Source organism: Sphingomonas jejuensis (genome assembly GCF_011927695.1).
GTDB classification, from domain to species: domain Bacteria; phylum Pseudomonadota; class Alphaproteobacteria; order Sphingomonadales; family Sphingomonadaceae; genus Sphingomonas_K; species Sphingomonas_K jejuensis.
Map to the genome: position 1 here is coordinate 655,054 of NZ_JAATJE010000001.1, position 25,563 is coordinate 680,616.

General features: G+C 69.9%; 27 protein-coding genes. 18 read left to right on the forward strand and 9 right to left on the reverse strand.

Features of this window, described 5'->3' with window-relative positions; all coding sequences use genetic code 11:
* Positions 1 to 4: 4 nt before the first annotated feature.
* From GGR88_RS03330 to GGR88_RS03340, 3 genes are read left to right on the forward strand one after another with little or no spacing between them, the layout of a single operon-like run.
* Positions 5 to 1,567: an NADH-quinone oxidoreductase subunit M gene (locus tag GGR88_RS03330; protein ID WP_167952996.1), complete on the forward strand. Its 1,563-nt coding sequence runs from the start codon at positions 5 to 7 to the stop codon at positions 1,565 to 1,567.
* Positions 1,567 to 3,021, forward strand: coding sequence for an NADH-quinone oxidoreductase subunit NuoN (nuoN, locus tag GGR88_RS03335; protein ID WP_167952998.1), 1,455 nt, complete (start codon positions 1,567 to 1,569; stop codon positions 3,019 to 3,021). The genes GGR88_RS03330 and nuoN overlap by 1 nt, the downstream gene beginning before the upstream one ends.
* Positions 3,021 to 3,710: a biotin--[acetyl-CoA-carboxylase] ligase gene (locus tag GGR88_RS03340; RefSeq protein ID WP_342449763.1), complete on the forward strand. Its 690-nt coding sequence runs from the start codon at positions 3,021 to 3,023 to the stop codon at positions 3,708 to 3,710. The genes nuoN and GGR88_RS03340 overlap by 1 nt, the downstream gene beginning before the upstream one ends.
* Here the strand turns inward: GGR88_RS03340 and GGR88_RS03345 are convergent.
* Positions 3,703 to 4,443: an SDR family oxidoreductase gene (locus GGR88_RS03345; RefSeq protein WP_167953000.1), complete on the reverse strand. Its 741-nt coding sequence runs from the start codon at positions 4,441 to 4,443 to the stop codon at positions 3,703 to 3,705. The genes GGR88_RS03340 and GGR88_RS03345 overlap by 8 nt on opposite strands.
* Positions 4,444 to 4,668: 225 nt before the next feature.
* Between GGR88_RS03345 and GGR88_RS03350 the strand changes: the two genes are divergently transcribed.
* The 3 genes from GGR88_RS03350 (at position 4,669) to GGR88_RS03360 (ending at position 7,582) form a co-directional block, all read left to right on the forward strand.
* Positions 4,669 to 5,457, forward strand: coding sequence for a type III pantothenate kinase (locus tag GGR88_RS03350; protein ID WP_167954323.1), 789 nt, complete (start codon positions 4,669 to 4,671; stop codon positions 5,455 to 5,457).
* Positions 5,458 to 5,678: 221 nt separating this feature from the next.
* Positions 5,679 to 7,313, forward strand: a complete 1,635-nt coding sequence (locus GGR88_RS03355; RefSeq protein ID WP_167953002.1) for a ribonuclease J — start codon at positions 5,679 to 5,681, stop codon at positions 7,311 to 7,313.
* Complete coding sequence (locus tag GGR88_RS03360; protein ID WP_167953004.1) at positions 7,313 to 7,582, forward strand: DUF1467 family protein; 270 nt, start codon at positions 7,313 to 7,315, stop codon at positions 7,580 to 7,582. The genes GGR88_RS03355 and GGR88_RS03360 overlap by 1 nt, the downstream gene beginning before the upstream one ends.
* A gap of 16 nt (positions 7,583 to 7,598) precedes the next feature.
* On the opposite strand, the gene GGR88_RS03365 is transcribed toward GGR88_RS03360, so the two are convergent.
* Entirely contained in the window at positions 7,599 to 9,776 is a 2,178-nt protein-coding gene (locus tag GGR88_RS03365; protein ID WP_167953006.1) for a hypothetical protein, read from the reverse strand.
* Positions 9,777 to 9,873: 97 nt separating this feature from the next.
* Between GGR88_RS03365 and GGR88_RS03370 the strand changes: the two genes are divergently transcribed.
* From GGR88_RS03370 to GGR88_RS03385, 4 genes are all read left to right on the forward strand, one after another.
* Positions 9,874 to 10,173: an Hpt domain-containing protein gene (locus GGR88_RS03370; protein WP_167953008.1), complete on the forward strand. Its 300-nt coding sequence runs from the start codon at positions 9,874 to 9,876 to the stop codon at positions 10,171 to 10,173.
* A gap of 74 nt (positions 10,174 to 10,247) precedes the next feature.
* Positions 10,248 to 11,453 carry a hypothetical protein gene (locus GGR88_RS03375; RefSeq protein WP_167953010.1) on the forward strand — a complete coding sequence of 402 codons (1,206 nt, stop codon included), beginning with the start codon at positions 10,248 to 10,250 and terminating at the stop codon, positions 11,451 to 11,453.
* A gap of 10 nt (positions 11,454 to 11,463) precedes the next feature.
* A complete protein-coding gene (locus GGR88_RS03380) occupies positions 11,464 to 12,483 on the forward strand; it encodes a DUF2336 domain-containing protein (RefSeq protein ID WP_167953012.1) in 1,020 nt (339 codons plus the stop codon).
* A complete protein-coding gene (locus GGR88_RS03385) occupies positions 12,480 to 13,760 on the forward strand; it encodes a sensor histidine kinase (RefSeq protein WP_167953014.1) in 1,281 nt (426 codons plus the stop codon). The genes GGR88_RS03380 and GGR88_RS03385 overlap by 4 nt, the downstream gene beginning before the upstream one ends.
* Positions 13,761 to 13,785: 25 nt before the next feature.
* On the opposite strand, the gene GGR88_RS03390 is transcribed toward GGR88_RS03385, so the two are convergent.
* Positions 13,786 to 14,223 (reverse strand): hypothetical protein, encoded by a 438-nt coding sequence (locus GGR88_RS03390; RefSeq protein ID WP_245196426.1) that lies wholly within the window; start codon positions 14,221 to 14,223, stop codon positions 13,786 to 13,788.
* 412 nt (positions 14,224 to 14,635) lie between these two features.
* Here GGR88_RS03390 and GGR88_RS03395 point away from each other — a divergent pair, with 412 nt between their 5' ends.
* From GGR88_RS03395 to GGR88_RS03410, 4 genes are read left to right on the forward strand one after another with little or no spacing between them, the layout of a single operon-like run.
* Positions 14,636 to 15,886, forward strand: a complete 1,251-nt coding sequence (locus tag GGR88_RS03395; RefSeq protein WP_167953016.1) for a lipoprotein-releasing ABC transporter permease subunit — start codon at positions 14,636 to 14,638, stop codon at positions 15,884 to 15,886.
* Positions 15,879 to 16,553, forward strand: coding sequence for an ABC transporter ATP-binding protein (locus GGR88_RS03400; RefSeq protein WP_167953018.1), 675 nt, complete (start codon positions 15,879 to 15,881; stop codon positions 16,551 to 16,553). Before GGR88_RS03395 ends, GGR88_RS03400 begins: the two co-directional genes overlap by 8 nt.
* Positions 16,550 to 17,143 carry a GNAT family N-acetyltransferase gene (locus tag GGR88_RS03405; RefSeq protein WP_167953020.1) on the forward strand — a complete coding sequence of 198 codons (594 nt, stop codon included), beginning with the start codon at positions 16,550 to 16,552 and terminating at the stop codon, positions 17,141 to 17,143. Before GGR88_RS03400 ends, GGR88_RS03405 begins: the two co-directional genes overlap by 4 nt.
* Positions 17,140 to 17,628, forward strand: coding sequence for a glutathione peroxidase (locus GGR88_RS03410; RefSeq protein WP_167953022.1), 489 nt, complete (start codon positions 17,140 to 17,142; stop codon positions 17,626 to 17,628). The genes GGR88_RS03405 and GGR88_RS03410 overlap by 4 nt, the downstream gene beginning before the upstream one ends.
* A gap of 37 nt (positions 17,629 to 17,665) precedes the next feature.
* Here the strand turns inward: GGR88_RS03410 and arsH are convergent, their stop codons facing one another.
* The 4 genes from arsH to GGR88_RS03430 are packed head-to-tail and all read right to left on the reverse strand — an operon-like array spanning position 17,666 to position 20,267.
* Entirely contained in the window at positions 17,666 to 18,412 is a 747-nt protein-coding gene (gene arsH / locus GGR88_RS03415) for an arsenical resistance protein ArsH (RefSeq protein ID WP_167953031.1), read from the reverse strand.
* Complete coding sequence (arsB, locus tag GGR88_RS03420; protein ID WP_167953033.1) at positions 18,412 to 19,491, reverse strand: ACR3 family arsenite efflux transporter; 1,080 nt, start codon at positions 19,489 to 19,491, stop codon at positions 18,412 to 18,414. Before arsB ends, arsH begins: the two co-directional genes overlap by 1 nt.
* Positions 19,492 to 19,494: 3 nt before the next feature.
* Positions 19,495 to 19,923, reverse strand: a complete 429-nt coding sequence (gene arsC / locus GGR88_RS03425) for an arsenate reductase (glutaredoxin) (RefSeq protein WP_167953035.1) — start codon at positions 19,921 to 19,923, stop codon at positions 19,495 to 19,497.
* A gap of 11 nt (positions 19,924 to 19,934) precedes the next feature.
* The gene (locus GGR88_RS03430; RefSeq protein WP_167953037.1) at positions 19,935 to 20,267 is read right to left on the reverse strand and encodes an ArsR/SmtB family transcription factor; all 333 of its coding nucleotides are present in this window, start codon (positions 20,265 to 20,267) and stop codon (positions 19,935 to 19,937) included.
* 260 nt (positions 20,268 to 20,527) lie between these two features.
* On the opposite strand from GGR88_RS03430, the gene GGR88_RS03435 reads away from it, so the two are divergent.
* Entirely contained in the window at positions 20,528 to 20,938 is a 411-nt protein-coding gene (locus tag GGR88_RS03435) for a hypothetical protein (protein WP_167953039.1), read from the forward strand.
* 106 nt (positions 20,939 to 21,044) lie between these two features.
* Here GGR88_RS03435 and greB read toward each other — a convergent pair whose 3' ends face one another.
* Together greB and GGR88_RS03445 are read right to left on the reverse strand one after the other, a co-directional pair.
* Complete coding sequence (gene greB / locus GGR88_RS03440) at positions 21,045 to 21,527, reverse strand: transcription elongation factor GreB (protein ID WP_167954325.1); 483 nt, start codon at positions 21,525 to 21,527, stop codon at positions 21,045 to 21,047.
* Positions 21,527 to 23,593 carry a lytic transglycosylase domain-containing protein gene (locus tag GGR88_RS03445; protein ID WP_245196427.1) on the reverse strand — a complete coding sequence of 689 codons (2,067 nt, stop codon included), beginning with the start codon at positions 23,591 to 23,593 and terminating at the stop codon, positions 21,527 to 21,529. Before GGR88_RS03445 ends, greB begins: the two co-directional genes overlap by 1 nt.
* A 46-nt stretch (positions 23,594 to 23,639) precedes the next feature.
* Between GGR88_RS03445 and dapA the strand changes: the two genes are divergently transcribed.
* The 3 genes from dapA to GGR88_RS03460 are packed head-to-tail and all read left to right on the forward strand — an operon-like array spanning position 23,640 to position 25,562.
* The gene (dapA, locus tag GGR88_RS03450; RefSeq protein WP_167953041.1) at positions 23,640 to 24,515 is read left to right on the forward strand and encodes a 4-hydroxy-tetrahydrodipicolinate synthase; all 876 of its coding nucleotides are present in this window, start codon (positions 23,640 to 23,642) and stop codon (positions 24,513 to 24,515) included.
* Positions 24,515 to 24,997, forward strand: coding sequence for an SsrA-binding protein SmpB (gene smpB, locus GGR88_RS03455; RefSeq protein ID WP_167953050.1), 483 nt, complete (start codon positions 24,515 to 24,517; stop codon positions 24,995 to 24,997). Before dapA ends, smpB begins: the two co-directional genes overlap by 1 nt.
* The gene (locus GGR88_RS03460; protein WP_342449706.1) at positions 24,990 to 25,562 is read left to right on the forward strand and encodes a DUF2062 domain-containing protein; all 573 of its coding nucleotides are present in this window, start codon (positions 24,990 to 24,992) and stop codon (positions 25,560 to 25,562) included. The genes smpB and GGR88_RS03460 overlap by 8 nt, the downstream gene beginning before the upstream one ends.
* Position 25,563: the final 1 nt, after the last annotated feature.

Sequence of the window (25,563 nt, forward strand, 5' to 3'; positions counted from 1 at the left end):
CACAATGAACCAGCTCGGCTTTCCGATCCTGTCCGTCATGCTGCTCGTGCCGCTCGTCGCGGCCGTGGCCTGCGTCTACTCCGCAGCGGCGAACGCGCGGCGCATCGCGCTGGGCGCGACGCTGATCGACCTTCTGCTCGGCATCGTGCTGTGGGCGACCTTCGACCAGGCCGGCCAGGCGGAGCGGTGGCAGTTCGTCGAGTACCAGCCGCTGTTCGGGCGGTTCGCATGGGCGCTGGGCATCGACGGCATCGCGCTGATGCTGATCATGCTTTCGGTGTTCCTGATGCCGATCTGCATCGGTGCGTCGTGGCGCGCGATCGAGCGGCGGGTGCCCGAATATATGGCGCTGTTCCTGCTGGTGGAGGTGCTGATGATCGGCACCTTCGCGGCGCAGGACCTGTTCCTGTTCTACATCTTCTTCGAAGCCGGCCTGATCCCGATGTACCTGATCATCGGCATCTGGGGCGGGACGCGGCGGATCTACGCCAGCTACAAGTTCTTCCTCTACACGCTGCTCGGCTCCGTGCTGATGCTGATCGCGATGCTGTGGATGGCGCGCTATGCCGGCACCACGTCGATCCCGGCGCTGATGGAGACGGACTTCCCCGTCGAGGCGCAGACGTGGCTGTGGATCGCCTTCTTCGCGTCGTTCGCCGTCAAGGTGCCGATGTGGCCGGTCCACACCTGGCTGCCCGACGCCCATGTGGAAGCGCCGACGGCGGGATCGGTGATCCTGGCGGGCGTGCTGCTGAAGCTTGGCGGATACGGCTTCATCCGCTTCTCGCTGCCGATGTTTCCCGAAGCGTCGCAACAGCTGATCTGGGTGATCCTGGCGCTGTCGATGGTCGCGGTCGTCTACACCTCGCTGGTCGCGCTGGTGCAGGCCGACATGAAGAAGCTGATCGCCTATTCGTCGGTCGCGCACATGGCGATCGTGATGGTCGGGCTGTTCGCCTTCAACCAGCAGGGGCTGGAAGGCGCGATGATCGTGATGCTGTCGCACGGCCTGGTGTCGGGCGCGCTGTTCCTGTGCGTCGGCGTGATCTACGACCGGCTGCATACCCGTGAGATCGCGCGTTACGGCGGGCTGGCATCGGTGATGCCGCGTTATGCCATCCTGTTCCTGCTGTTCACGATGGCGACCATCGGTCTTCCGGGCACGTCGGGGTTCGTCGGCGAGTTCCTCTCGCTGATGGGTGTGTATCAGGTGAACAGCTTCGCCACGCTGATCTGCACCACCGGCATCATCCTTGGTGCGGCCTATTCGCTCTATCTTTACCGGCGCGTCGTGTTCGGCGTGGCGGACAAGCCGGACGTGCTGAAGATGGAGGACCTGTCGCGTCGCGAGATCGCGCTTCTCGCGCCGATCGCCGCGGTCGTCCTCTGGTTGGGCATCTATCCCGAAAGCTTCATCGCGCCGATGCGCGCGGATGTCGCCGCGCTGACGCAGCGGATCGACCGGGCGCGTCCGGTCGGCGATGCGCAGGTCGCCGCCGCGGCGCCCGGCGCAGTCCAGGAACAGGTCGGCGGTCCCCAGGACGCGCACGGCGCGGAGGCGCACTGATGGCCGACTATCTTCTCCGGCTCGCTCCCGAGCTGATCCTCATCATCGGTGGCGTGCTGCTGCTGCTGGCGGCCGCCTGGCGCGGCGAGCGCGGCGTGGACATGGTGACGCTGCTGTCGGTGGCCGTGCTCGCGCTGGCCGGCGTGTCGCTGCTCGGCCCCGCGTCGACCGGCGGTGACAGCTTCGGTGGTCTCCATCAGGCCGACGCCTTTGCCGCCTTCTGCAAGGTTGGCATTTATGTCGCGGCGGCGGTGTGCATCCTGATCGCGCCGCGCTTCTTCCGCCGCGCGGGCGGGACGATGCAGCCGGAATACCCGGTCCTGATCCTGTTCTCCTGCGTCGGCATGGGGATGATGGTGTCGGCCGGTGACCTCCTGACGCTCTATGTCGGCCTGGAGCTCCAGTCGCTTGCGGCCTACGTCCTCGCCAGCTTCCTCCGGCGTGACCTGCGGTCCGCGGAGGCGGGGCTGAAGTATTTCGTCCTGGGTGCGCTTGCGTCCGGCATCATGCTCTACGGCGTATCGCTGCTGTACGGCTTTACCGGCACCACGCTGTTCGACGGCATCGCCGCGGCCTTCGCGGAGTCGATCGAGACAACGGGGCAGCCGTCGCTGGGCCAGGTGTTCGGCCTCGTGTTCGTGCTGGCGGGCGTGCTGTTCAAGATCTCCGCAGTGCCGTTCCACATGTGGACGCCCGACGTGTACGAGGGCGCGCCGACGCCGGTGACCACCGTGTTCGCCACGGCGCAGAAGTTCGCAGCGATGGCGCTCCTGGTGCGCGTGTCTGCCGAGGCGCTTGGGCCCGGTCTGGAGCAATGGCGGCAGATCATCGTGTTCGTCGCACTCGCCTCCATCATCCTGGGAGCGGTGGCGGCGATCGGCCAGTCGAACATCAAGCGGCTGCTCGCCTATTCGTCGATCAACAATGTCGGCTTCGCGCTCCTCGGCCTCGCCGCGGGCACGGCGGAGGGGCTGGCGGCGGTGATCAGCTACATGGCGATCTACATCGTCATGACGCTGGGCAGCTTCCTGTGCGTGCTCCAGATGCGCGACAGCGAGGGACGGCCGGTGGAGACGATCGCCAGCCTCGCCGGACTGTCGCGGACGCGGCCGGGACTGGCGGCGGCGATGGCTGTGTTCATGTTCTCGCTGGCCGGGATCCCGCCGCTGTTCGGCTTCTGGGGCAAGTTCCTGGTGTTCGATGCGCTGATCGGCGTCGGGTATTGGGAGCTGGCCGCGATCGGCATCGCGCTGTCGGTGATCGGGGCCTATTATTACCTGAAGATCGTCAAGACGATCTACTTCGACGAGCCGGCACCCGGCTATGCGCCGTCGGACAGTCGGCTCGAGGGCGGCCTCATCGCGGCTGCCGCGGTGTTGCTGTCGCCGCTCGGCTATCTGCTGATCCCGGCATTGGCGCTGGCGAGCGGGCAGGCGGCGGCCGCGCTGTTCTGATCCGCTTCGTCGCGGAAACGGGCTCCACCAACGCCGACCTGCTGGCAGAGGCGGGGCAGGGTGCAGCCGAGGGAGCGTGGCTGCGCGCCGGGCGGCAGACGGCCGGGCGTGGTCGGCTGGGCCGGTCATGGGCGTCTGCCCCCCGCAACCTGTTCGCGAGCACGCTGGTGCGGTTGCGGCCGGCCGATCCGCCGGCGCCCGGCCTGGCGCTGGTGGCGGCCGTCGCGCTCGATGAGGCGATGCGGCGGCATGCGCCGGATGCCGCGCTGTCGATCAAGTGGCCGAACGACCTGATGCTGGGGAGCGCGAAGCTGGCGGGCATCCTGCTGGAACGGAGCGGGGAGGCGGTCGTAGCCGGGTTCGGCGTGAACCTGGCCAGTGCGCCCGACGTGCCGGGGCGGACGACGGCGGCGCTGGGCGCGGCGGTTGGACCCGAGGCGCTTTGCGAAACGCTGGCTGACTGTTTCGCCGCCTGGCTCGCGCGGTGGCGGGCGGACGGGCTGGAGCCGGTGCGGCAGCAGTGGATGGCGCGGGCCTACCCCGACGGCACCGCGCTTCGGGTGGCGATGCCGGGGGCGGAGGCGGTGGACGGCGTCTATCGCGGGCTGACAGCCGACGGAGCGCTGCGGCTGGAGACCGCGACGGAGACCATCGAGGTGCGGGCCGGGGACGTGTTCCTGATCAGTTGAGGGCCGGGTTGACCCTGTCGAGCACCTGATCGAACTGGCCGCTGGCTTCGGCATGGCGGAGCGGGCGAACGCGTTCCACAAGGATTTCAGCAGGTTGCGACCAGAGACTGATGACCTCGTCCGCGAATTCGTCGAGCGGCTGGTAGCCGTCGCGGCTGGCCTGTCCCGGCGTCAGGTCGGTCTGCACGCCCGGGGGCGCCAGCTCCACCACCTCCACCCGGCCGGCGAGCCGGTGGCGGAGCGACACCGTGTAGGAATGGATGGCCGCCTTGGTCGCCGAATAGGTGGGCGCATCGGTGCGCGGCACGAAGGCGAGCCCCGAAGTGACATTGACGATCGCTGCGTTCGGCTGGCCGGAGAGATGGCCGACCAGCGCATCGGTCAGGCGGATGGGGCCGAGCAGGTTGGTGGTGATCATCTCCTCCGCATCACCGAGGTCGCGGGCGGCGTCCACGGCCTCGAACCGCATGACGCCAGCATTGTTGACGAGGATGTTGAGCGCGGGGTGATCCGCAACGACCCGGCGGGCCAGCGCCGCGATCGAGGCGGGATCGGCGATGTCGAGCTCGACCACGGCAATCCGCTCCCGCCCCTCCGCAGCCTCGTGGAGCGCGTCCAGGCGGCGTCCGGCGATGATGATGTGGTTGCCGGCGTCGTGGAGGCGGTGGGCGAGCGCGCGGCCGATGCCGCTGCCGCCGCCGGTGATGAGGATGGTGTTGCCGCTGGGGGTCATCGCAGATGCTCCGGATCGTGAGGCGCCGATCTGGTGTGCGATCGCGCGCGCGGAAGGGGTGGGGGCGGCGATCGGCGACATTTCCGGTGGCAATCGTCCGGAGCGTGGGCACGCGAGCGGCCGCGGATGATCGGCAGGAGGCGCGCAACCCTTCGACAAGCCCCGGTCAGGCGGTAAAGGGAAGCGACCGGGCTGCATGGCGGCACCGCGATGGAAGGGGACGCGATGCTGCTGGCGATCGATGCGGGAAACACCAATGCCGTGTTCGCGCTGTTCGAGGACGGCGAGATCCGCGCGCGGTGGCGCATCGCAACCGACCCGCGGCGCACGGCCGATGAATATGCGGTGTGGCTGCACCAGCTGCTGCAGCTGGAAGGCTATGGCCGCGATGCCGTCGATGCGGTGATCATCGGCACGGTGGTGCCGCGCGCGCTCCACAACCTGCAGGTGCTGTCGACCAAATATTTTGGCGTCGAGCCGGTGGTGGCCGGACGCGGCGCCGCCGCCTGGCCGATCGTGCTGGACGTGGTGGAGCCGCAGACCGTCGGCGCGGACCGGGTGCTGAACGCGATGGCGGCGCATGCCATCCACCCCGACGACCTGATCGTGATCGATTTCGGCACGGCCACGACCTTCGACGTCGTGGATTATACCGGCGCCTACAAGGGCGGCGTGATCGCGCCGGGCGTCAACCTGTCGCTGGATGCGCTGGTCGCGGCGGCGGCCAAGCTGCCGCGGATCGCGATCGAGGCGCCGGCGAGCGACGACGTGATCGGCCGCACGACGGAGGCGCAGATGCTGTCCGGCATCTACTGGGGCTATGTCGCGATGATGGAAGGGCTGATCGCGCGCGCCAAGGCGGAGATCGGCCGACCGGCGCGCGTGATCGCGACCGGCGGGCTGGCCGTGCTGTTCGACGGGCGGACCGACCTGTTCGATGCGGTGGAACCCGACCTGACGCTGAGGGGGCTGGCGATGTTGCATGCGGCCGCCCATATGCAACGCGCAGCCTGAGCGGTTGCGAGCCCGGATGAACGGCTTGCCCCAGGTTCTGCACAGCCTCCGTTCGTTCCGCACGGAGCCGGGAAGCGCCCCAGAGCGGTGCTTTTCGACTCCGCCCGAAACGAACGGGGTCGAGGCTTTCTTCGGAAAGGCCGATCCCGATCACCCCCATTCCGGGCGGATGCCCGATCCTTGGCGCGTTTTTCACGCGCGAACACTGACGAAAGATGTGAATGAAACCTGGTAAGGAATTGCTTTTCCTCGCTCTCGGCGGATCCGGCGAGATCGGGATGAACGTCAATCTCTATGGCTGCGACGGCAAGTGGCTGATGGTCGACTGCGGGATCACCTTTGCCGATCCGGGCCTGCCCGGCGTCGACGTGATCCTGCCCGACCTGAGCTTCATCGAGGACCGGATCGACGATCTGGTCGGCATCGTGCTGACGCACGGCCATGAGGATCATATCGGCGCGCTGCCCTATCTGGCGCAGGACCTCGGCGTGCCGCTCTATGCCGCGCCGTTCACGGCCGGCCTGATCCGCGAGAAGCTGGACAGCGAGGGCATCGCCGACAAGGTGAAGCTGAAGATGGTTGAGCCAAACCGCCCCTATAAGCTGGGGCCGTTCACGGTGAACCACATCCCGCTGGCGCACTCCATCCCCGAGGGCAACGCTCTTGTCATCGAGACGCCTTATGGCCGGGTGTTCCACAGCGGCGACTGGAAGCTGGACGAGGATCCCGTGCTGGGCACGCCCTCCACGGCGGCGGAGCTTGAGGCGATCGGCGACAAGGGCGTGCTGGCGCTGATGTGCGACAGCACCAACGTGTTCAACGACGCCGCATCCGGATCCGAATCCGCGGTGCGCGCCGGCCTCGATTCGGTGATCGGCGCGGCCGAGGGCCGGGTGCTGGTCACCACCTTTGCCTCCAATGCGGCGCGGCTGCACACGCTGGGGCAGGTCGCGGAGGACACCGGCCGCAAGCTGGTGGTGGCCGGGCGGTCGCTCGACCGGATCATCAAGGTCGCCCGCGCGGCAGGTTACCTGAAGGATTTCCCCGAGACCGTCGATTTCGACCAGGCCATGAAGCTGCCGGCGCGCGAGGTGATGATCGTCGCCACCGGCGGCCAGGGCGAGCCGCGCGCGGCGCTGGCGCGGATCGCGTCGGGCAGCCACCCGCTGAAGCTCAGCAAGGGCGACCTTGTCGTGTTCTCGTCCAAGCAGATTCCGGGCAACGAGACGGCGATCGGCCGCATCCAGAACCAGCTGGCGGGCGCGGGCGTGCAGATGATCACCGATCGTCAGGCGCACGTCCATGTATCCGGCCACCCGGGACGGCCGGAGCTGGAGCTGATGTACAAGTGGATCCGGCCGGAGATCCTGGTGCCGGTGCACGGGGAGCTTCGGCACCTGACCGAACATGCCCGCTTCGCCATGGAAAAGGGCATCCGCCGCGCCGTGGTGCAGGAGAATGGCAGCCTGATCCGGCTCGCGCCCGGCGCGCCGTCGCTGGTCAGCCACGAGCCGGTCGGCCGGCTGGTGATCGACGGTGACGTCATCCTGCCGGCGGACGGATCCACGATGCAGGAGCGTCGCCGCGTCGCGGCCTATGGCCAGGTGTCGGTCGCGGCCGCGGTGGACAAGCGCGGCAAGCTGGCCGGTGATCCGCAGATCCGCACGCAGGGCCTGCCGGTCGAGGAGGACCGCGACGACTTCATCGCCGAGGCGGTCGCCGCGGTCGAGGAAGCGCTCGACAGCGGTGCCAAGGGCGACAAGCGCCAGGAAGCGGTGCGGCTGGCCGTGCGGCGGACGGCGGTGCGCTGGACCGGCAAGAAGCCCGTCGTGGACGTGATGCTGCTGGCGGTCTGATGCGCTGGACGTCCGCCCTCGCCATCTATTTCCTGTTCTGGGTGCTGGCCGTCTTTATCGTGCTGCCGTTCGGCATCCGCACAGGCGAGGAGGCCGGCGCCGAGCGGGTGCGGGGGCAGGCGGACAGCGCGCCCCACGAGTTCAGGCTGGGGCGCGTGCTGGCACGGGCGACAATCGTGTCGCTGGTGCTGTTCGGCTGCTTCTACCTGAACTATGTCTATGGCTGGATCTCGGCGGAGAGCCTGGTCTGGATCCGGCCGCCGAACTGATCCTGCCGCGCGGCGGCTAGGCGGCCAGGAGCCGCACCAACGCCGCGTAGACCTTGCCGATGTCGGACGACAGCAGCGTGACGGCGAGCGCGCCGCCTTCGCGGGTGGCGAGCACCGCGCGCAGCATCGCCTCGAAATCCTGCACGAAGCGGTGAACGCCGTCGCGCAGGGCGGCATCCTCCCGCAGGCGGGTGGCGAGCGCGGCGGCATCGCCCTCGTCCAGCAACTGGGCGAGCCGGCGGCTGAACAGGCTGCGGTCGCCGCCGAGATAGGCCTGCCAGTCGGCATCTGTGGCATCGGTGGCGAGCAGCGCGCGGACATCCACCGACGCGCTGTTGAGGCCGGAGATCACCAGGGCGACACGGCGGGCGAAATCCTCCCGCCCGATGTCGCCGCCGGCTTCCACCAGCCGCTGGTCGAGCGAGCCGGCGGCATCCTCAATCAGGCGGACACGCTCCGCCAGCGCAGCGGCGGCGGCGTCGGCCGCGGCGACCGCGCGTTCGGCCGCGGCCGCGAGCGCGGCGGTCTGCGCCTCCACCCGTTGCTGCATGGGGGCGAGCGCGGCGTCGCCGGCATCGCTGACCGAGCGGGCGAGATCGGGCGCGAGCCGGGCCATGGCGTCGCGCGCGCGGTCCGCCGCGTTGCCCGCGGCTTCGCGGACGCGGACCATCATGTCGACGAGCTGCGCCCCCGATCCGTCCACGATCGCGCGCGCCTGGCCATCGGCGTCTGACGCGACGCCGGCGATGGCCTGCAGCCGGGCCTGCTGCCCGTCGAGCAGCGCCTCGACGCGGGCGAGATCGCCCAGGAGCTTGTCGCCCCGGCTGCTCATGCCGTCGAGCGCGGGGCCGATCGCCTCCAGCCGCCCCTGCGCGGTGGCGGCCGCGGCATCCAGCCGGGCAAGCGCCGCCGGCAGCGTTTCGTCGATCTCGCGCGCGTTGGCGTCGAGCGCGGCGAGCAGGTGATCGGCGCGCACCATCAGCGCTTCCGCCAGCGTGCCGCCATTGGCGAGCGCGCCGGCCATGCGATCGGCCTCGTCCGTCAGGCCGGCCATCGCCGCGGTCAGCCGCTGCGCCCGGGCCACCCCGTCGGTGTCGATGGTGGTGAAGCGCTGTTCCACCTGATCGAGCCCGCCCGAGATGCGGTCGATCATGGCGGCGCCGGTGCCGTCGTGGCGGGCCAGCGCCGCACCGATCTCCGCCACCTGCGCGGACACGTGGGACAGGCGTTCGGCAAGCGCGCCGGTGCTGCCCTCGGCCGCGCTCTCGATCATGGCGCGGGCCTGGTCGGCAAGCGCGGTCATCGCGGCGGCCTGCTCCTCCAGCCCGGCGCGGGTGCGCGCGAAGGCGGCCTCCGCCTCGGCCACGGCGGCCTGCGCGCGGTCGGAGAGGCCAGTGGCGGCGGCATCGATGCGCCCGCCGGCGGCGGCGCCCGCCTCGTCGACCAGGCGGATGCGATCGGCCAGCGTCTCGGCGGCGCCGGTGGCGATCGCCTCGGCCGCCTGCGCGCGCTCACCAATGGCGGCGACGCGGGCTTCCAGCGCGCCCGTTCCTTCCAGCGCGGACAACATGGTGTCGTCGAGCACGGCGGTGATGCCGCGGACCTGCTTGTCGGCCTCCGGGATGCGGCCCATCACCGCGACCAGCGTGGAGGCCATGCCGGTGGTGGTGGCGTTGAGCGCGCCGGTGACCGCCTCAAGCCGCGCGCCGTCGTCGGCGGCACGGGCGCTGGCATCGGCCAGGTGGCGGGCGGCGGCTTCGCTGGTCTCCCGGATGGCGGCGGCGCGCGCGCCGAGCGCGGCCAGCCGATCCTCGATCAGGTCGGCCTCCGCGGCGATCGCGGCCGCATCCGCGCCGAAGCGGCGGGCGCGACGCCGGCTGGCGGTGGCGAGGAGGAGGTAAAGGACGCCGATCAGCGCAAGCGGGGCGGCGGCAGTCGCGATCAGGCCTCCCAGCTCGGCCAGCGACGGCGCGCGGCCGCCATAGCCGTCGACCGCCGCGACCACCACGAACGCGATCCAGGCGATCGCGGCGAGGCCGCACAGCACGGGCAGCAGCAGCGATGGCGCGGGGCGGGGCGGATCGAAGCGCTCGGTTGCTTCAAAGACGCTCTCGTCCGGCTCCATCCGCTCCTCCTGATAATGGCTGCGCGGCTGGTCGGCGAACAGGCCGACGATCTTGGTTCCCCCATTCATGGCCGGGACGCTACCGCGCTTTGCCGGCAAGCGAAAGCGCCGCGCGACCGGCCGTTTGTTTACCGGCCGTTCACCCTTTCGGCCTAGCCACGGCAGCATGGCTTACGAACAGGGCATGCTTGAAATGGCGCTGGCCGCCGCAGTCGGTAACGATCCCGCGCTCGTGCTGGAGCTGCGCACCGCCTTTCTCGACAGCGCGGAGGCCAATTTCGGGCAGCTCGTCGCCGTCACCAACAAGCTGGACTGGGAACTGGGCGCGCTGCGCCTGAAGGGGCTTGCCGCCAGCTTCGGCGCGGAAGACCTGCTGCGCGCGGCCGAGCGGCTGGGCGGCGCGCCGTTCGGCGACAAGGATGCGCTGGCCGCGGTGCGTGCCGAACTGAACGCGATCGCCGCCTGAGCGGCTTGGCAAGCGGGCACCCGCGCGACTAACCCGTCCGCCGCCGCGCCAGTCCGGCGCGAACGGGGACCTCCATGCTTTTCGGCCTGCTGATCGCCAACCGGGAAACGCCCGACGGTCGCCAGACCGCCGCGGCGCTGCCGGTGGCGGGCGGCACGCTGGCCGAAGCGGCGGCGCGGCGGCTGCGCGCGGCCGGTGTCGAGCAGCTGCTGCTTTTGACCGAACGGCCGGACCTGCCGTTGATCGACACGGCCGCGCGGCTGTCGCGCGACGGCATCCCCACCCGGCTGGTGAGCGACGCGGGCGAGGTCGCGGCCGAGATGACGCCGGGCGACCGGCTGCTGCTGCTGGCCGACGGCGCGCTGGTGGACGAGGACAGCCTGGCGCTGCTGATCGCGACAGACGGGCCGGCCGCGCTGACCATCGCCGACACGCCTGCCAATGCCGCCTGGGAGCGGATCGACGCCGACCGGCGCTGGGGCGGGGCGGCGATCGCCGATGTCACCATGATGCGCCGCGTGGCGGACCTGCCGCCGGACTGGGACCCGGGATCGTCGATCCTGCGCACGCTGTTGCAGGGCGGCGGCGCGCTGTGCGCGGGTGCGCCGGGCGGGCTGGCGGCGCTGGTCGAGGACGAGGACGATGCCGATACGCTGACAACGGCGCTGGGCGAGCGGGCGGCGGACCTGCCGCGCGGCCCCGCCGACCGGTGGCTGCTGCTGCCGCTGTCCCGCCTGATCGCGCCCGTGGCGATGGACAGCCGGCTGACGCCCGATACCGTCGGCTGGGCCGCGGCGGCGGCGGCGCTGATCGCGGTGCCGGTTGCCGGCGGCGGGCTGATCGCGGCCGCGCTGGCGCTTGCGCTGGGATCGGGCGCGCTGGCGGCGGTGGCGCGGCGCATGGCGCTCGTGTCGTGGCGGCCCGACGCGCTGGCCCGGGTCGAGCCGCAGCGGATCGCCGCGCTGATCATGACGCTGGCCGTCGCCGGCGCCACGCTGTCGATCAGCGGCGGCGACACCGGCCCGGCCGCGATGACCGGGGGCACGCTCGCCTTCCTGGGTTTCACGGCCCGTCACCGCCGGCTGTTCGGACATCATGGCGACCGCCCGGCGCCGGCCGCCGACGCGGACAGCCTGGCCTGGCTGATGCTGCCCTTTGCGCTGGGCGGATGGTGGAGCGCCGGGCTGCTGGTGCTGGCGGGCGCGGCGGCGGCGAACCTGTTCCTGGCCCAGCGCACGACGGCGGCTGGGTTAACCGGCTTTTCACGCGACGCGGCCTAGGGTCGCGCCGATGGCGTCACGGCACATCAGCGAGGAGGAACAGCCCAGCGGGCTGGTGGCCAACGCCGCGCGGGCGACGACGCTTGCGTCGCGCGGATTGGACCTGCTCGTCCGCCAGCTGGCGACGCCCGACCTGCAGCCGCCGAGCGACTATCACTGGACGCAGACGCGCCGGCTGGTGGCGGAGCTGGTGGAGGCCGAGGAAGCGGCGTTCCGCGCGCGGCTGGCGGCGCTGGTGCCGCCCGTGCTGCTGCCGCCGCTGGCCGTGCCCCATGCCGTCAGCGATCCGGCGCTGATCGCGCAGGCCTTTGCGCGGGTGGAGGAACACCGGCTGACCACCATGTTGCGGGCGGCGGGCAGCCGTGCGCCGGTGGAGCCGGTCGCGTCGGGAGACGCGGAAGCCGCCGCGCTGGAGCTGGCGCTGCTGCGCGCGGACAGCCGCCGGTTCGATCCGTTCGGCGACCCGATGCTGGTCGGCACCGATCTGAAGGCGGAGGACATGCACCGGCTGGTCTGGCGCATCGCCGCCGCCGCGCGCGCCGTGCTGATCGCGCGCGGGGAGGATGACAGCCAGGTCGACAATTGGATCGCGGTTGCCGCGCGGCATCAGCTGAGCCGGCATGACGAAGGGGAGGGCGCGTGCCCCGCCGCCATCCGGCTGGCCACACGATTGCTGAACAGCGACCGGCCGCTGGCGGACGTGATCGAGGCGGCGCTGTCGGCGGCGCGGCCGGGCCTTGCGGCAGCGCTGCTGTCCCGCACGCTCGGCATCGATCATGCCGATGCGCTGGCGGCGCTGGCCGATGTCGATCGGGCGGCGGTGCTGCTGCGCGCCGCCGGGCTGCCGCGCGCGGAGGCGGTGGGAGTGCTGCTGCGGCTGGCCGAGGCGCACGGGCAGGAGGACGACAAGCTGGTGGCGACGGTGGACGGGTTTGACGCATTGAGCCGCGCGGACGCGCTGCACAGCGTCGCGCAATTGCAGCTGGACCCCGGATACCGCGCCGCCATCACCGAACGGGACGGACGATGACGGGGGTCGCGCACGCGCGCATCGACAATGACGGCCGGCTGGTCGACGCGGACCCGCGGCTGCGCGCGTTGCAGGAGCGGGCCGGCGGGCGGATCGGCGTGGCCCTTGCGCTGCCGGCGCTGGCCGACATCGTGCGGCTTGCACGGCGGCTGGGCGTGATCGTCAGCCGGCCGGCGATCGTCCATGACGACGGCGAGGAGATCGAGCTGTGGGCGCGGGCGCGGCCGGATGCCGCCGGCGTGTCGCTGTCGGTGACCGGCTGGCTGCCGCGCGACACGTCGCGCGGCCGGGCGGCCGACGTGGCGCGGGCCGAGGCGAGCTGGATGCTGGAGCTGGACGCGGCGCTCCGGATCACGCGCATCGGCCTTGCCGACACGGCCGACATGATCGGCGAACCGCTGACGGCATTGGTGCAGCTGGCCGACGACGGGGCGGGCGACATGCCGATCCTGTCCGCGCTTGGCCGGCGGATGCCGTTCACCGGCCAGCGTGCGGTGTTGAAGGCAACCGGCGCGGCGCTGATCCTGTCGGGCGATCCCGAGGTGGACGGCGATGGCGCGCTGATCGGCTATCGCTGTGCCGTTGAGGCGGCCGAGGGCGCGGCGGCGCCGACCGGCGCGCCGTCGACCGACGCGCTGGGCCGCGCGTTCCGCGGTCCGCTCGACCGGATCCTGGCGGGCGCGGAGGGGATGAGCCTGGAGCGGGGCAGCAGCTATGCCGGCTATGCCGACGATATCGCGGGTGCCGCACGCCACCTGTTGGCGCTGGTGGACGATCTGGTCGACCTGGAGGCGGTGGAGCGGCCCGGCTTTGCGATTGCGGGCGAGCCCATCGACCTGGCGCTGCTGGCGCGCCGGGCGGCCGGGCTGCTGGCGGTGCGCGCGGCCGAACGCGGCGTGCGGATCGATCCGCCCGCGGCATCGGACGCGCTGCCGGCGATGGGGGAGCCGCGCCGCGTGCTGCAGATCCTGGTCAACCTGGTCGGCAACGCCGTGCGCCATTCGCCCGACGGCGGCATGGTGTGGCTGCGCGGCGAGGTGGCGCGCGGGCAGGCGACCATCGTGGTGGCCGACCAGGGTGCCGGCATCGACCCGGAGGATCAGGGGCGCATCTTCGAAAAGTTCGAGCGGGTGGAGCCGGCGGACCAGACGGGAAGCGGCCTTGGCCTCTACATCGCCCGGCGGCTGGCCCGCGCGATGGGCGGCGATATCGGGGTGGACAGCGCGCCGGGGCAGGGTGCGCGCTTCCTGCTGACCTTGCCCGTCGGCGCAGGCTGATCCCCGGCCGGGCGGGCGGTTCGCCCTAGCGGCGGTCGCGGCGGCGGCGGTCGTCCGGCACCAGACGGCGGAAGCCGTCGATCTCGCACGCACCGCCGGAGCGCGACCTGAACCCGTCGCGGTCGGCGCAGACCATGCCGTCGCGGCCCGGGCGGACGTAGAAGCCCGAATATAAGTCCATCGCCGGGCAGCTGCCGTCCAGGCGCGCCCGGACCCGCCCGCCACCGCGCAGGATGAGGTCCACGCTGTTGTCGCGGTTTACATGCGCGCCGGCCAGGCTGTCGACGGCGACGCAGCGCGGGCCACGCTGTTCACGCCACCGTTCCGGCCGGGGCGGCGGGCCACGGGGCACGGGCACGCGGATGAGCGAGCGTTGCGTGCGCACGCGGACCCCAACGGCCTGCGCGAACAGGACCGCCGGTTCGACGGCAAACAGGAGCGCGCCCAGCGCGACCGCAATCATCAGCAGAACCCCACGACGGTTCCGCGCCTGCGGATTTGCGGTTGAACAGCAGATGAACTGAACCCGGCGCGGCCGGGGCCTGAAAACACGAATGCCCGGATCGTTTCCGACCCGGGCACCCGCAAGACGACCGTGCCGTCTGCCCCCTTCAATGTTTCGTCTCGAACAGCGTGTCGCCTGCCGTCGACATGCTGGAGCCCGAAACCTCCCCGAACCACGGCCATTGCCTGCGCTTCGATGACTCGGACCGTAGGGAGCTGCCTTGTAAATGTCATGTTCATCCGCAGCGCCCGGCCATTTTGGACGTTTGCTGTGGCGACGAGGACACAGAAAGACACAAGGTTGCAAGGTTGCATGCGGTTTCGGCCGGACCTAAGTCGAAGACCCTGCCTTTGTCCCGGATGCCTCCTTCATGATCCTGTCCCGCTACGAGCGGATGATCGCCAAGCGATACCTGCTGCCCGGAAAGGGGGAGGGCTTCATCTTCCTGGTCGCGTCCATCAGCCTGGTGGCGGTGATGCTGGGCGTGGCCGCGCTGGTGATCGTGATGAGCGTGATGAACGGCTTTCGCGCGGAGCTGTTCGAGAAGTCGGTGGGGCTGAACGGCCATGCCGTCGTGCAAGGCTATGGCGGGCGGCTGCCGGACTGGCGCGAGGTGCTGGCGCAGGCGCGCGCGACGCCGGGCGTGACGTCGGCGACGCCGCTGATCGAGCAGCCACTGATGTCGACCTATGAAGGGCGGGTCGAGGGCGTGCTGGCGCGCGGCATGCGGGTGGAGGACATCCGCGGCAACCCGGTGATCGCCGGCAACGTGCTGTCCGGACGGCTTGCCGAGCTGACTCCCGGCAGCGGCAACGTGGCGCTGGGCGCGCGGCTGGCCGAGGCGCTGGGCGCGCGCGTCGGGAGCGAGATCAGCCTGATCAGCCCGCAAGGCCCCGCCACCCCGTTCGGCACCGTGCCGCGCGTCGTGTCGTACCGCGTGGCGGCGATCTTCGAGGTCGGCATCTGGGATTATGACAGCCTGTTCGTGGTGATGCCGATCGAGGACGCGCAGACGCTGCTGTTCCTGGGCGACGCGGTGCAGATGGTGGAGCTGGACACGGTCGACCCCGACCGGGTGGGCGAGATCCTGCAGCCGCTCGCCAGCCGGGTGGAAGGCCGGGCGGCGATCACCGACTGGCGGCAGATGAATTCCACCCTGTTCGACGCGCTGCAGGTGGAGCGGGTGGCGATGTTCACCATCCTGTCGATCATCGTGCTGGTGGCGGTGTTCAACATCCTGTCGTCGCTGATCATGCTGGTGCGCGCCAAGACCCGCGACATCGCCATCCTGCGCACGATGGGCGCGACCCGCGGCGGACTGGTGAAGATCTTCATGACGGTGGGCGTCACCATCGGCGTGCTGGGGATCGCCGCAGGGCTGGTGCTGGGGCAGATCTTCCTGTTCTTCCGCCAGTCGGTCGTGAATGCTGTGCAGGCGGTGACGGGGCAGAACCTGTGGGATCCGTCCATCCGCTTCTTGACCGAGCTGCCGGCGCGGACCGACCCGGTTGAGGTGATCGGGATTGCGGGCATGGCGCTGCTGATGTCCGTGCTCGCGACGCTCTATCCGGCGTTCAAGGCCGCCAACACTGATCCCGTGCAGGTGCTTCGCTATGAATGACGCGGTGCTGCGCCTTCACGAGCTGCGCCGCAGCTTCACCCAGGGCGGCGAAACCATCCATGTGCTTCGCGGCGTCGACCTGTCGGTCGCGCCGGGCGAGATCGTGGCGCTGCTGGGGCCGTCCGGATCGGGCAAGTCGACGCTGCTGCAGGCGGTGGGGCTGCTGGAGGGCGGGTTCGAAGGGTCGATCATGCTGGGCGGCGAGGAGGCTGCGCGGCTGAACCAGGACGGGCGCACGCGGGTGCGGCGCGACATGCTGGGCTTCGTGTACCAGTTCCACCACCTGCTGCCCGATTTCGACGCCACGGAGAATGTCGTGCTGCCGCAGCTGGTGAAGGGCGCGTCGCAGGCGGAGGCGCGGGCGCGCGCGACCGGGCTGCTGACCGCGCTCGGCCTCGGCCACCGGCTGACGCACCGGCCGAGCCAGCTGTCGGGCGGCGAGCAGCAGCGCGTGGCGGTGGCGCGTGCGCTGGCCAACCGGCCGCCGCTGGTGCTGGCGGACGAGCCGACGGGAAACCTGGACGAGGCCACTGCCGACGTGGTGCTGGGCGAGTTCCTGTCGCTGGTGCGCGGCGAAGGATCGGCCGCGATCGTCGCGACCCACAACGAGCGGCTGGCCGCGCGCATGGACCGGGTGGTGCGGCTGCACGAGGGCCGGCTGGCTTGAGCGCGTGGCGCACGCCGGTGACGCTTGGCGGGCGTCATGTCGTGCTGCGGCCGCTTGAGCGATCGGACGCGGCCGCGCTGGCGGCGGCGGCGGCGGACCAGCTCGACCTGTTCTACGCCAATGTCGCGCTGATGCGCGATCCGGAGGCGGTGGTCGACGGCGTGCTCAGCGACCAGGCGGCGGGGCGCGCGCTGCCGTTCGCCGTGACGCTGCCGACGGGCGAGGTGGTCGGCACCACGCGGCTGATGCGGATGAACGAGGCGCACCGGCGCCTCGAGATGGGCGGCACCTTCTATGCCACGCGGGTGCAGCGGACGGGCGTGAACACGGAGGCCAAGCGGCTGCTGTTCGGCCATGCGTTCGACACGCTGGGTTGCGTGTCGGTGCAGTTGCGCACCGATCACCTCAACCGCAGGTCGCAGGCCGCGATCGAGCGGCTGGGTGCGCGGCGGGACGGGGTGCTGCGCGGCCACCAGATTGTCGACGGGCGGCGGCGCGACACCATTGTCTATTCGGTGCAGGACCATGAATGGCCGGGTGTCGCGATGAACCTCGACCGGCTGCTTGCGCGCGGAGGAGCATCTGCATGACCAGTGTCCTGGATTTCACCGCCATGCTGCCCGGCGGCAAGGCCAAGCCGCTGGCGGAGTATGCGGGCGAGGTGCTGCTGATCGTCAACGTGGCGTCCAAATGCGGGTTCACGCCGCAATATGCCGGGCTGGAGGCGATGCAGCGCGACCTGGGGCCGCGCGGACTCCGGGTGCTGGCGTTTCCGTGCAACCAGTTCGGCGGGCAGGAGCCCGGCACCGATGCCGAGATCGCCAGCTTCTGTTCGGTCAACTACGGCACCAGCTTTCCCGTGTTTTCCAAGGTGGACGTGAACGGCCCCGCCGCCGACCCCCTGTGGGAATATCTGAAGGGCGCAAAGCCAGGGCTGCTCGGCAGCGAGCGGATCAAGTGGAACTTCACCAAGTTCCTGGTCGACCGCGCGGGGCAGGTGGTCGAGCGCTATGCGCCAACAGCGACGCCAAGATCGATCCGCGGAGACGTGGAGCGGTTGCTGGCCGCGAGCTGAGGGCGCTTTCCGGCCGGCGGGATGAAACGGGAGGGCTTCAGTCCTGCGGGGCCGTCGCGATGGAGGACAGGTCCGTTGCCGCGTCGATCGGAACGCCGGCATCCTTCCGTTCCGAATAGCGGTCGACCAGCTGCGCGCCGTGCGGGCGCAGCAGCACGGTGAAGCGCACCAGTTCCTCCATCACGTCGACGATCCGGTCGTAATAGCTGGACGGCTTCATCCGCCCGTCGTCGTCGAATTCGGCGAAGGCCTTTGCCACGGACGACTGGTTGGGGATTGTGACCATCCGCATCCAGCGGCCGAGGACGCGGAGCGTGTTGACGCTGTTGAACGACTGGGAGCCGGCCGACACCTGCATGACGGCCAGGGTACGGCCCTGCGTCGGGCGCATCCCGCCCATCGACAGCGGCAGATGGTCGATCTGCAGCTTCATGACGGCGGTGATCTGCCCGTGCCGTTCCGGGCTGCACCAGACCTGTCCCTCCGACCACATCGACAGTTCGCGGAGTTCATGCACGGCGGGATGATCGTCGCCGGTGTGCCTGTCGGGAAGCGGGAGGGACGCGGGATCGAAGATGCGCGCATCGCACCCGAACAGGCGCAGCAGGCGCGCCGCTTCCTCGACGCACAAACGCGAATAGGATCGTTCCCTGAGGCTTCCGTACAGCAGCAGGATGCGCGGCGGGGGATCGAGCGGACCAAGGCCGAGCGCGGGTCGCTGATGAGCGAAGTCGCGGGAAAGCGCCGGGAGGTGATCGGGATCGGGAAGGTCGCGGAGCGGCATCAGATGGTGGCTTCCCGTTCGTACCAGCTGCGGGTGCGCTTCACGATTGCGACGACCGAAAGCATGACCGGCACCTCCACCAGGACACCGACCACCGTCGCCAGCGCCGCGCCCGACGTGAGGCCGAACAGCGAGATGGCAGCAGCGACCGCGAGCTCAAAAAAGTTGGACGCGCCGATCAGGGCGGCCGGCGCGGCCACGCACCAGGCGACGCCGAAGCGGCGCGACAGCCAATAGGCAAGCCCCGCGTTCAGATAGACCTGGATGAGGATCGGCACCGCGAGGAGGGCGATGACCAGCGGCTGCGCAACGATGGCGTCGCCCTGGAAGCCGAACAGCAGCACCAGCGTCGCCAGCAGCGCGGCGAGCGACACCGGACCCAGGCGGCCGAGCAGCCGATCAAGCGCCGATTGCCCGCCGCTGGCCAGCACGGCGCGGCGGATGAGTTGTGCGGCGGCGACCGGCACGACGATGTAAAGCCCGACGGAGATGAGCAGCGTGTCCCACGGCACCGTGACCGACGCGACGCCGAGCAGAAGCGCGACCAGCGGCGCAAACAGGAACAGCATGAGGGTGTCGTTCAGCGCGACCTGGCTCAAGGTGTAGGTCGGATCGCCGTCACACAGATTGGACCAGACGAACACCATCGCGGTGCAGGGCGCCGCGGCAAGCAGGATCAAACCTGCGATGTAAGAGGACGCCTGACCGGCCGGGAGGAGAGGCTGGAAGAGCCAGCCGATGAAGAGCGCGCCCAGTGCGGCCATCGAAAAGGGTTTAACGGCCCAGTTGATGAACAGGGTGATGCCGACACCCTTCCAGTGCCGGCGGACCGACCCCAGCGCCCCGAAATCGATTTTGAGCAGCATGGGAATGATCATCAGCCAGATCAGCACGGCGACGATCAGGTTGACGCGCGCCAGTTCGGCAGCCGCGATGGCCGCGAAAAGGCCGGGCAGAAGATGACCGAGGCCGATGCCGCCGAGGATGCAGAGCGCCACCCAGAGCGTCAGGTACCGCTCGAACATGCCGATGCCGGCGCGGGGCGGCGCGCGGTCGGCGGTGGGGGCGACGGAGGACATGGATCAGCCGACCCGCTGGCCGAATGCGTCCACCACCGTCTGGCCGTCCTCCTTGACGAAGGCGCCCGCCTGCGCGGACGGCAGCAGATCAAGGACGGCTTCGGAGGGTCGACAGAGTTTCACACCAAGCGGCGACACGACCAGCGGGCGGTTGATGAGGATCGGGTGCGCGATCATCGCGTCCACGAGCGCATTGTCGGAGAGCGAGGTGTCACCAAGGCCGAGCTCCGCATAGGGCGTGCCCTTTTCACGGAGCAGGTCGCGCGGCGTGATTCCGGCGCGGTCGATCAGATCGACGAGCAGCGCGCGTGCGGGCGGCGTCTTCAGATACTCGACGACGTGCGGCTCGATCCCGGCATTGCGGATCATCGCCAACGCGTTGCGCGACGTTCCGCAATCCTGGTTGTGGTAGATGATGATGTCGACGGCCACGGAGCGTCCTTTCAAGCGCAGGAGCCAAGTTCGGCGACGAGCGGCGCACACAGCTCTGCATTGCCGGCGCAGCAGTCCTTGACGAGGAAGAGCATCAGCGCGCGCAGGCCATCAAGGTCGGCGCGGTAGATGATGGACCGGCTCCGCCGATCAGGTCGGACCAATCCGGCCCGGGCGAGAATGGCGAGATGCGCGGACATGGTGTTCTGCGGTACGCCGAGGTCACGGGCGATCTGGCCAGCCGCGAGCCCGTCAGGCTCGTGCCGTACCAGCAGGCGAAAGGCATCGAGGCGTGTGCCCTGCGCAAGCGCGCTCAGCGCAGCGATGGCGGCATCAGCTCCCATAAATCCATAATACTAGATATATGAAAGCTGTCAAAGCCAAGGCCGGTGGCTTTGTCCAATTCAAGGGTCCGATGCGGATCTCGCGCATCAGGACCGAAAAGCGGCCGCGTATCAGTTTTTGAGCGAACGAGAGACGTCGAGGGGGATCAACATTCGCCATTGCTCGGAAGCCGACACGGCGAGCTTGGAAACGAGGTCTTCAACGTCGCCATCCATGATAGCAGCAGCCAGGCTGGCATTGATGCGTAGGGCCTAGATAGATGTTCCAAGCCGACCCCCTCGGGGTTTTCTCGGCAGTCGATGAAGTCCGCGGCGTTGTCATATACCAGACAATGGTGATGGCGGGTGACCGTGATGATCCAGGCGGAGAGGTCTGGTTCATCGAAATCGCGCGATCCGCTCGTTGGGCATTGAAATTCGAGCGGCGGCGAACTGAACCGGGCGATGGCGAACGGGTAGCACGTTTCGGGGCAGGAGGCGGCCAACTTCCCGATGAATCACAGTGTCGGACGATCATCGCCGACTATATGGAATATGAGGAAAGGCGGCTCACTCAGTTCCTTCGCGAGGAGCCGGTTCCAAACCTCACGATCAAGATAGGCGGCTACATACATTCTGGATCGTTCGCGGAGGAAACAGACCGTTACCCAGTTGCGCTATATGGCTTCTGAGAACCGAGCCGCTTGAAGCTATCGGACATTCGCCTCAGCAGAATGGCGCCTGCCGCTTGCCTGGAACGAACATCTGGTTTCCACCAGAAACAGAGGTTTGGCTCGGTTACTCGTCAGGATAGACGACCGCCACGATCTCCCATTCCTTCGCGCCGGCCGGCAGGGCCACAGTGCGCAGGTCGCCGACGCCGGCACCGCGGAGCGCTCGGGCCATGGGGGAGCTCCAGCCGATGCGCCCGGCGCCGGCATTCGCCTCGTCATCGCCGACCAGCGTGACGACGCGCTCGGCATCGTCCTCGTCAGCAAGCGTGACGGTGGCGCCGAAGAAGACGCGCGACCGGTCCGGCTGCCGCGCGGGGTCGACGACCTTGGCGGCCTTCATCCGGCGCGACAGGAAGCCCAGGCGACGGTCGATCTCGCGCAGCCGCTTCCGTCCGTAGAGATAGTCGCCATTCTCCGACCGGTCGCCGTTCGACGCGGCCCAGGCGATCACGTCGACGATCCGCGGCCGTTCGGTGCCGAGCAGCGCATCATATTCGGCGCGCATGGCGGCAAAGCCGGCCGGCGTGATGGGGTTCTGCCGGTCGATCACCCCTGCGCCGGCTTGCCCAGATAGCTGGACAGCGGGGTCTGCGACGGGCGGCGGGCGTTTTGCGGATGGAGCGTGTCGTAGACCACCGCATTTTCCAGCACGCGCTGCACATAGCCGCGGGTCTCGGTGTACGGGATCGCCTCGATCCAATCGATCATGTCCACCGCCGCGGTGCGCGGATCGCCGTTCTCGCGCACCCAGCGGTTCACGTTGCCGGGCCCCGCATTATAGGCCGCGATCGCCAGCGGCATGGAGCCGTAGGTGCCGTAGAGCCGCTGGAAATAGGTCGAGCCGAGCTGGATGTTGTAGCCGATGTCGGTGGTGAGCGCGTCGGGGCGATAGGAAAGGCCGGCCCGCGTCGCCACCTCCCGCGCTGTCGGGGGCATGAGCTGCATCAGCCCACGCGCGCCGGCCGAGCTGATCGCGGCGCGGTCGAACTGGCTTTCCTGCCGGCTGATCGCGTGGATCATCGTCCACCAACCCTGATGCCCGGCGGGGACGGGGACCTGCGGGAAGCCGGACGCGACATAATCGCTGTGGCCATTCGCCCGTGCGCTGCGGCCGACCATCACGGCCAGGTCGGGCCGGCCGATGGAGGCGGCGAGCTCGGCCGCGAGCGCATGGTCGAGATCGCTGGTCGCGTCCGCCGCGATCTGCCGGACGAACTGGGTCTGGTCCTGCCACTGACCGGTGCGGCCGAGATAGCGCACGGCCTGGACCAGTGGCTTCTGCCCGTAGTCGCGGCGTTGCTGCACCGTGGGCGTGATGCCGGCGTTGCGCGACGGAGCCGGAATTGGCCGGCGCAGCGTTTCCAGCGCGAGCTGACCGTAGAACTGGTCGGCGTGGGTGGCGGCCTGTTCCAGGTGGCGGCTGCCATCCTGCCCGGCGGCGCGGGCGGCCCGGCCGGCCCAGAAATGCCCCTTGGACTGGGTCTGCGGCGACTGGGCGGCAGCGGCGTAGAGTTCGAACATGCGAATCGCATCGGCGGGCCGGTTGCGGCGCTTCAGCGCGGTCTGCCCCGCCAGCCAGACGAGGCTGGTATAATCGTCGCGGATGCCGATCGACTGGTCGCGCACGACGGCGCCTTCAGGAAGCGCATCGTCGACCTGCGAGGCGATGTCGTAGGCGGCGGTCCACTGGCTGTCGTTGGCGGCGGCGCGGGCGTTTTCCAGCAGCACCTCATACCATTTCTCGACCTCGCTCGGGCGGACGGTGAGCTGGCGCGGGCGGGCGAGCAGCTGCCGCGCTTCCAGTGAATTGCCCGTCGCGCGGAGCCAGGTGGCCCGATCGGCAATGAAGCCCGCATCACCCATGCCGCGATCCATCACCGCCTGGGCGAGGGTGGCGGCGTCCGGCGCGCGGGTGCGCATGGCAAGGCGCGCGGCGAACAGCGGGCGCTTGTCGGGCGAGACATAGGCGATCTGCCGCTGCGCCGCCGATGTCTGACCGGACCAGAGCAGCCGGTCCATGCGCTCGTCATGATCGGCGGGGCGGAAGGCGCCGGCGAAGAGGCCGGACAGGCGCGCTTCATCGAGCGTTGTGAGCGAGCCCGACGTCCAGGCCTTGCGCGCGGACTCCGTCGCATCCTGTCGCCGGCCGGCGGCGAGCAGCGCCTCCGCATGGCGGGCGCGGCCGACATTGGTGATCGGCGGAAAGCGGTCGAAGTAGGCATTCACCTCGGACGGCGCGGTCTGACCGGGCACGATCCGGCTTTCGGCCGTGCGGCGCATCGCCTGCTCCCCGGGGAACCCGGGATTGCGGACGAGAAAGCCGGCATAGGAGGAGAAGGGGAGGCTGTCCGTCTGGCGGAGCGCCTTCCACTGGGCGACGGCCTGCGCGATGGCGGCGTCGTCCGCGGCCGATGGCGCGCGGAGCGGCTGCACGACCGCGCCGGCGGGCGGGGCGGCCGGCTGGGCCGCGGGCGGAAGGATCGACTGCACCTGGGGCGTCGAGGCGGCGGCGGCGCTGGCGATGAGCAGCGCGGAGACGGACAATCGGGCGACCATGCTGGACAGGGTGGGCTCCCGCTCCTTATCTGACGGTGAACGATGGCGTTTGAGCATCTTGCGATCATGCCGTGGTGCGACCGCGAGGTGAAGGAGTAAATCGATGTTTTCCGGGTCGATTCCGGCCTTGGTGACGCCTTTCCGCAACGGGCGGATCGACGAGGAGGCGTTTGCCGCGCTGGTGGACTGGCAGATCGCGGAGGGATCCTCCGCGCTGGTGCCGGTGGGCACCACCGGCGAGAGCGCGACGCTCGACATGGACGAGCACCACCGGGTCATCGCGCTGTGCGTGGAGGTGGCGGCCGGGCGCGTCCCCGTGATCGCCGGATGCGGGTCGAACGCCACGGCGACGGCGGTGGCGCACGTCGCCAAGGCCGCCGACCTGGGCGCGGACGGCGCGCTGGTGGTGGCGCCTTATTACAACCGGCCGGGCCAGGCCGGCATCCTGGCGCATTTCCAAGCGGTGTCGGCGGCGTCGCGGCTGCCGATCGTGGTCTACAACGTGCCGGCGCGCACGGTGACCGACATCCTGCCCGAGACGATGGCGGCGATCGCGCGTCTGTCGGGCGTGGTGGCGGTGAAGGACGCATCGGGCGTGCTGGGGCGGGTGACGGAACATCGGATGGTCTGTCCGGCGGACTTCGTGCAGCTGTCGGGCAATGACGACCTGGCGCTGGCGTTCAATGCGATGGGCGGGGAGGGCTGCATTTCGGTCACCGCCAACGTGGCGCCGCGGCTGTGCGCCGATTTCCAGCGTGCCTGCCTGGAGGCGCGGTGGAACGATGCCCTGGGCCTGCACGATCGGCTGTTCCCGCTGCACGGCGCGCTGTTTTCGGACGCATCGCCGGCGCCGACCAAATATGCGCTGGGTCGCGTGCGCCCCGGTTTCCCGCAGGAGCTGCGCCTGCCGCTGGTGCCCGCCTCCGCCGCGTCGTGCGCCAGGGTGGACGCCGCGCTCGCCCATGCAGGGCTCGTCTGATGGCACGCCCGAAGCCCGCCGCGTTCGACAAGGCCAAGGTCGTGGCGGAGAACCGCCGCGCGCGGTTCGAATATTTCCTGGACGACTTCTACGAGGCCGGGATCGCCCTGACCGGGACCGAGGTGAAGTCGCTGCGGTTCGGCGAGGGATCCATCGCCGAGAGCTATGCCGAGGTGCGCGACGACCAGGTGTGGCTGGTGAACGCCAATGTCCCCGAGTTCAGCCATGGCAACCGCCACAACCACGAGCCGAAGCGGCCGAGAAAGCTGCTGCTGCACGAAAAGGAGATCGGCAAGCTCCGGAACGCGGTGTCGCGCGAGGGCATGACGCTGATCCCGCTGTCGATCTACTTCAACCCGCGCGGGCGGGCGAAGGTGGAACTGGCGCTGGCCCGCGGCAAGAAGCTCCACGACAAGCGCGAAACGGAAAAGGCGCGCGACTGGAAGCGGGAACAGGGCAGGCTGCTGCGCGACCGTGGCTAAGCAGAAGACCTGGCTGGTCGACACCATCCGCCGCAACATGCCGCGGCGGGAGGACCTGGAGTCGAACCGGCTGGTCCGCCCGATCGCGCATCTGGTGCTGCGCCCCGCGCTGTGGCGATTTACCCGCCGGTCGGTGCCGCGCGGCGCGGCCGTGGGAATGGCGGTCGGCATCATCATGCTGATCCCGTTCACGCAGTTCGTGGCGGCCGCGCTGCTGTGCCTGCCGTGCCGCGGCAACATTCCGGTCGCCGTCGCGATGACGCTGCTGACCAATCCCGTCACCACGCCGCTGCTGATCGTCGGCAGCCTGTGGGTGGGGGGCCGGCTGTTCGGCCTGCCGGCGGAACCGTCCACCGTGATGCGCATGATCCGCGAGCATGCCGCGATTGCGGAATGGTGGAGTTGGTTGTGGAGTTCGGCCGCGCCCGCGCTGATCGCCGGATTGCTGGTGATCGGCGTGGTCGCCGCGATCGTCACCTACATCGTCGTCGATGTGGGCTGGCGGTTGTGGATCCGGCGCAAATGGCGCGCACGGGGCCATGGGCCCATACCGGAGCTGACCTGAG

What these genes read in the sequence shown, in the direction of transcription:
- GGR88_RS03395 (WP_167953016.1), top strand. Translation starts at nt 14,636, where the DNA reads ATGATCCTGTCCCGCTACGAGCGGATGATCGCCAAGCGATACCTGCTG.
- GGR88_RS03445 (WP_245196427.1), bottom strand. Translation starts at nt 23,593, where the DNA reads ATGCTCAAACGCCATCGTTCACCGTCAGATAAGGAGCGGGAGCCCACC.
- GGR88_RS03380 (WP_167953012.1), top strand. Translation starts at nt 11,464, where the DNA reads ATGGCGTCACGGCACATCAGCGAGGAGGAACAGCCCAGCGGGCTGGTG.
- GGR88_RS03385 (WP_167953014.1), top strand. Translation starts at nt 12,480, where the DNA reads ATGACGGGGGTCGCGCACGCGCGCATCGACAATGACGGCCGGCTGGTC.
- dapA (WP_167953041.1), top strand. Translation starts at nt 23,640, where the DNA reads ATGTTTTCCGGGTCGATTCCGGCCTTGGTGACGCCTTTCCGCAACGGG.
- smpB (WP_167953050.1), top strand. Translation starts at nt 24,515, where the DNA reads ATGGCACGCCCGAAGCCCGCCGCGTTCGACAAGGCCAAGGTCGTGGCG.
- GGR88_RS03365 (WP_167953006.1), bottom strand. Translation starts at nt 9,776, where the DNA reads ATGAATGGGGGAACCAAGATCGTCGGCCTGTTCGCCGACCAGCCGCGC.
- GGR88_RS03390 (WP_245196426.1), bottom strand. Translation starts at nt 14,223, where the DNA reads ATGATTGCGGTCGCGCTGGGCGCGCTCCTGTTTGCCGTCGAACCGGCG.
- GGR88_RS03360 (WP_167953004.1), top strand. Translation starts at nt 7,313, where the DNA reads ATGCGCTGGACGTCCGCCCTCGCCATCTATTTCCTGTTCTGGGTGCTG.
- GGR88_RS03350 (WP_167954323.1), top strand. Translation starts at nt 4,669, where the DNA reads ATGCTGCTGGCGATCGATGCGGGAAACACCAATGCCGTGTTCGCGCTG.
- GGR88_RS03375 (WP_167953010.1), top strand. Translation starts at nt 10,248, where the DNA reads ATGCTTTTCGGCCTGCTGATCGCCAACCGGGAAACGCCCGACGGTCGC.
- GGR88_RS03370 (WP_167953008.1), top strand. Translation starts at nt 9,874, where the DNA reads ATGGCTTACGAACAGGGCATGCTTGAAATGGCGCTGGCCGCCGCAGTC.
- GGR88_RS03400 (WP_167953018.1), top strand. Translation starts at nt 15,879, where the DNA reads ATGAATGACGCGGTGCTGCGCCTTCACGAGCTGCGCCGCAGCTTCACC.
- GGR88_RS03345 (WP_167953000.1), bottom strand. Translation starts at nt 4,443, where the DNA reads ATGACCCCCAGCGGCAACACCATCCTCATCACCGGCGGCGGCAGCGGC.
- GGR88_RS03410 (WP_167953022.1), top strand. Translation starts at nt 17,140, where the DNA reads ATGACCAGTGTCCTGGATTTCACCGCCATGCTGCCCGGCGGCAAGGCC.
- arsH (WP_167953031.1), bottom strand. Translation starts at nt 18,412, where the DNA reads ATGCCGCTCCGCGACCTTCCCGATCCCGATCACCTCCCGGCGCTTTCC.
- GGR88_RS03355 (WP_167953002.1), top strand. Translation starts at nt 5,679, where the DNA reads ATGAAACCTGGTAAGGAATTGCTTTTCCTCGCTCTCGGCGGATCCGGC.
- GGR88_RS03430 (WP_167953037.1), bottom strand. Translation starts at nt 20,267, where the DNA reads ATGGGAGCTGATGCCGCCATCGCTGCGCTGAGCGCGCTTGCGCAGGGC.
- GGR88_RS03435 (WP_167953039.1), top strand. Translation starts at nt 20,528, where the DNA reads ATGTTCCAAGCCGACCCCCTCGGGGTTTTCTCGGCAGTCGATGAAGTC.
- nuoN (WP_167952998.1), top strand. Translation starts at nt 1,567, where the DNA reads ATGGCCGACTATCTTCTCCGGCTCGCTCCCGAGCTGATCCTCATCATC.
- arsB (WP_167953033.1), bottom strand. Translation starts at nt 19,491, where the DNA reads ATGTCCTCCGTCGCCCCCACCGCCGACCGCGCGCCGCCCCGCGCCGGC.
- GGR88_RS03330 (WP_167952996.1), top strand. Translation starts at nt 5, where the DNA reads ATGAACCAGCTCGGCTTTCCGATCCTGTCCGTCATGCTGCTCGTGCCG.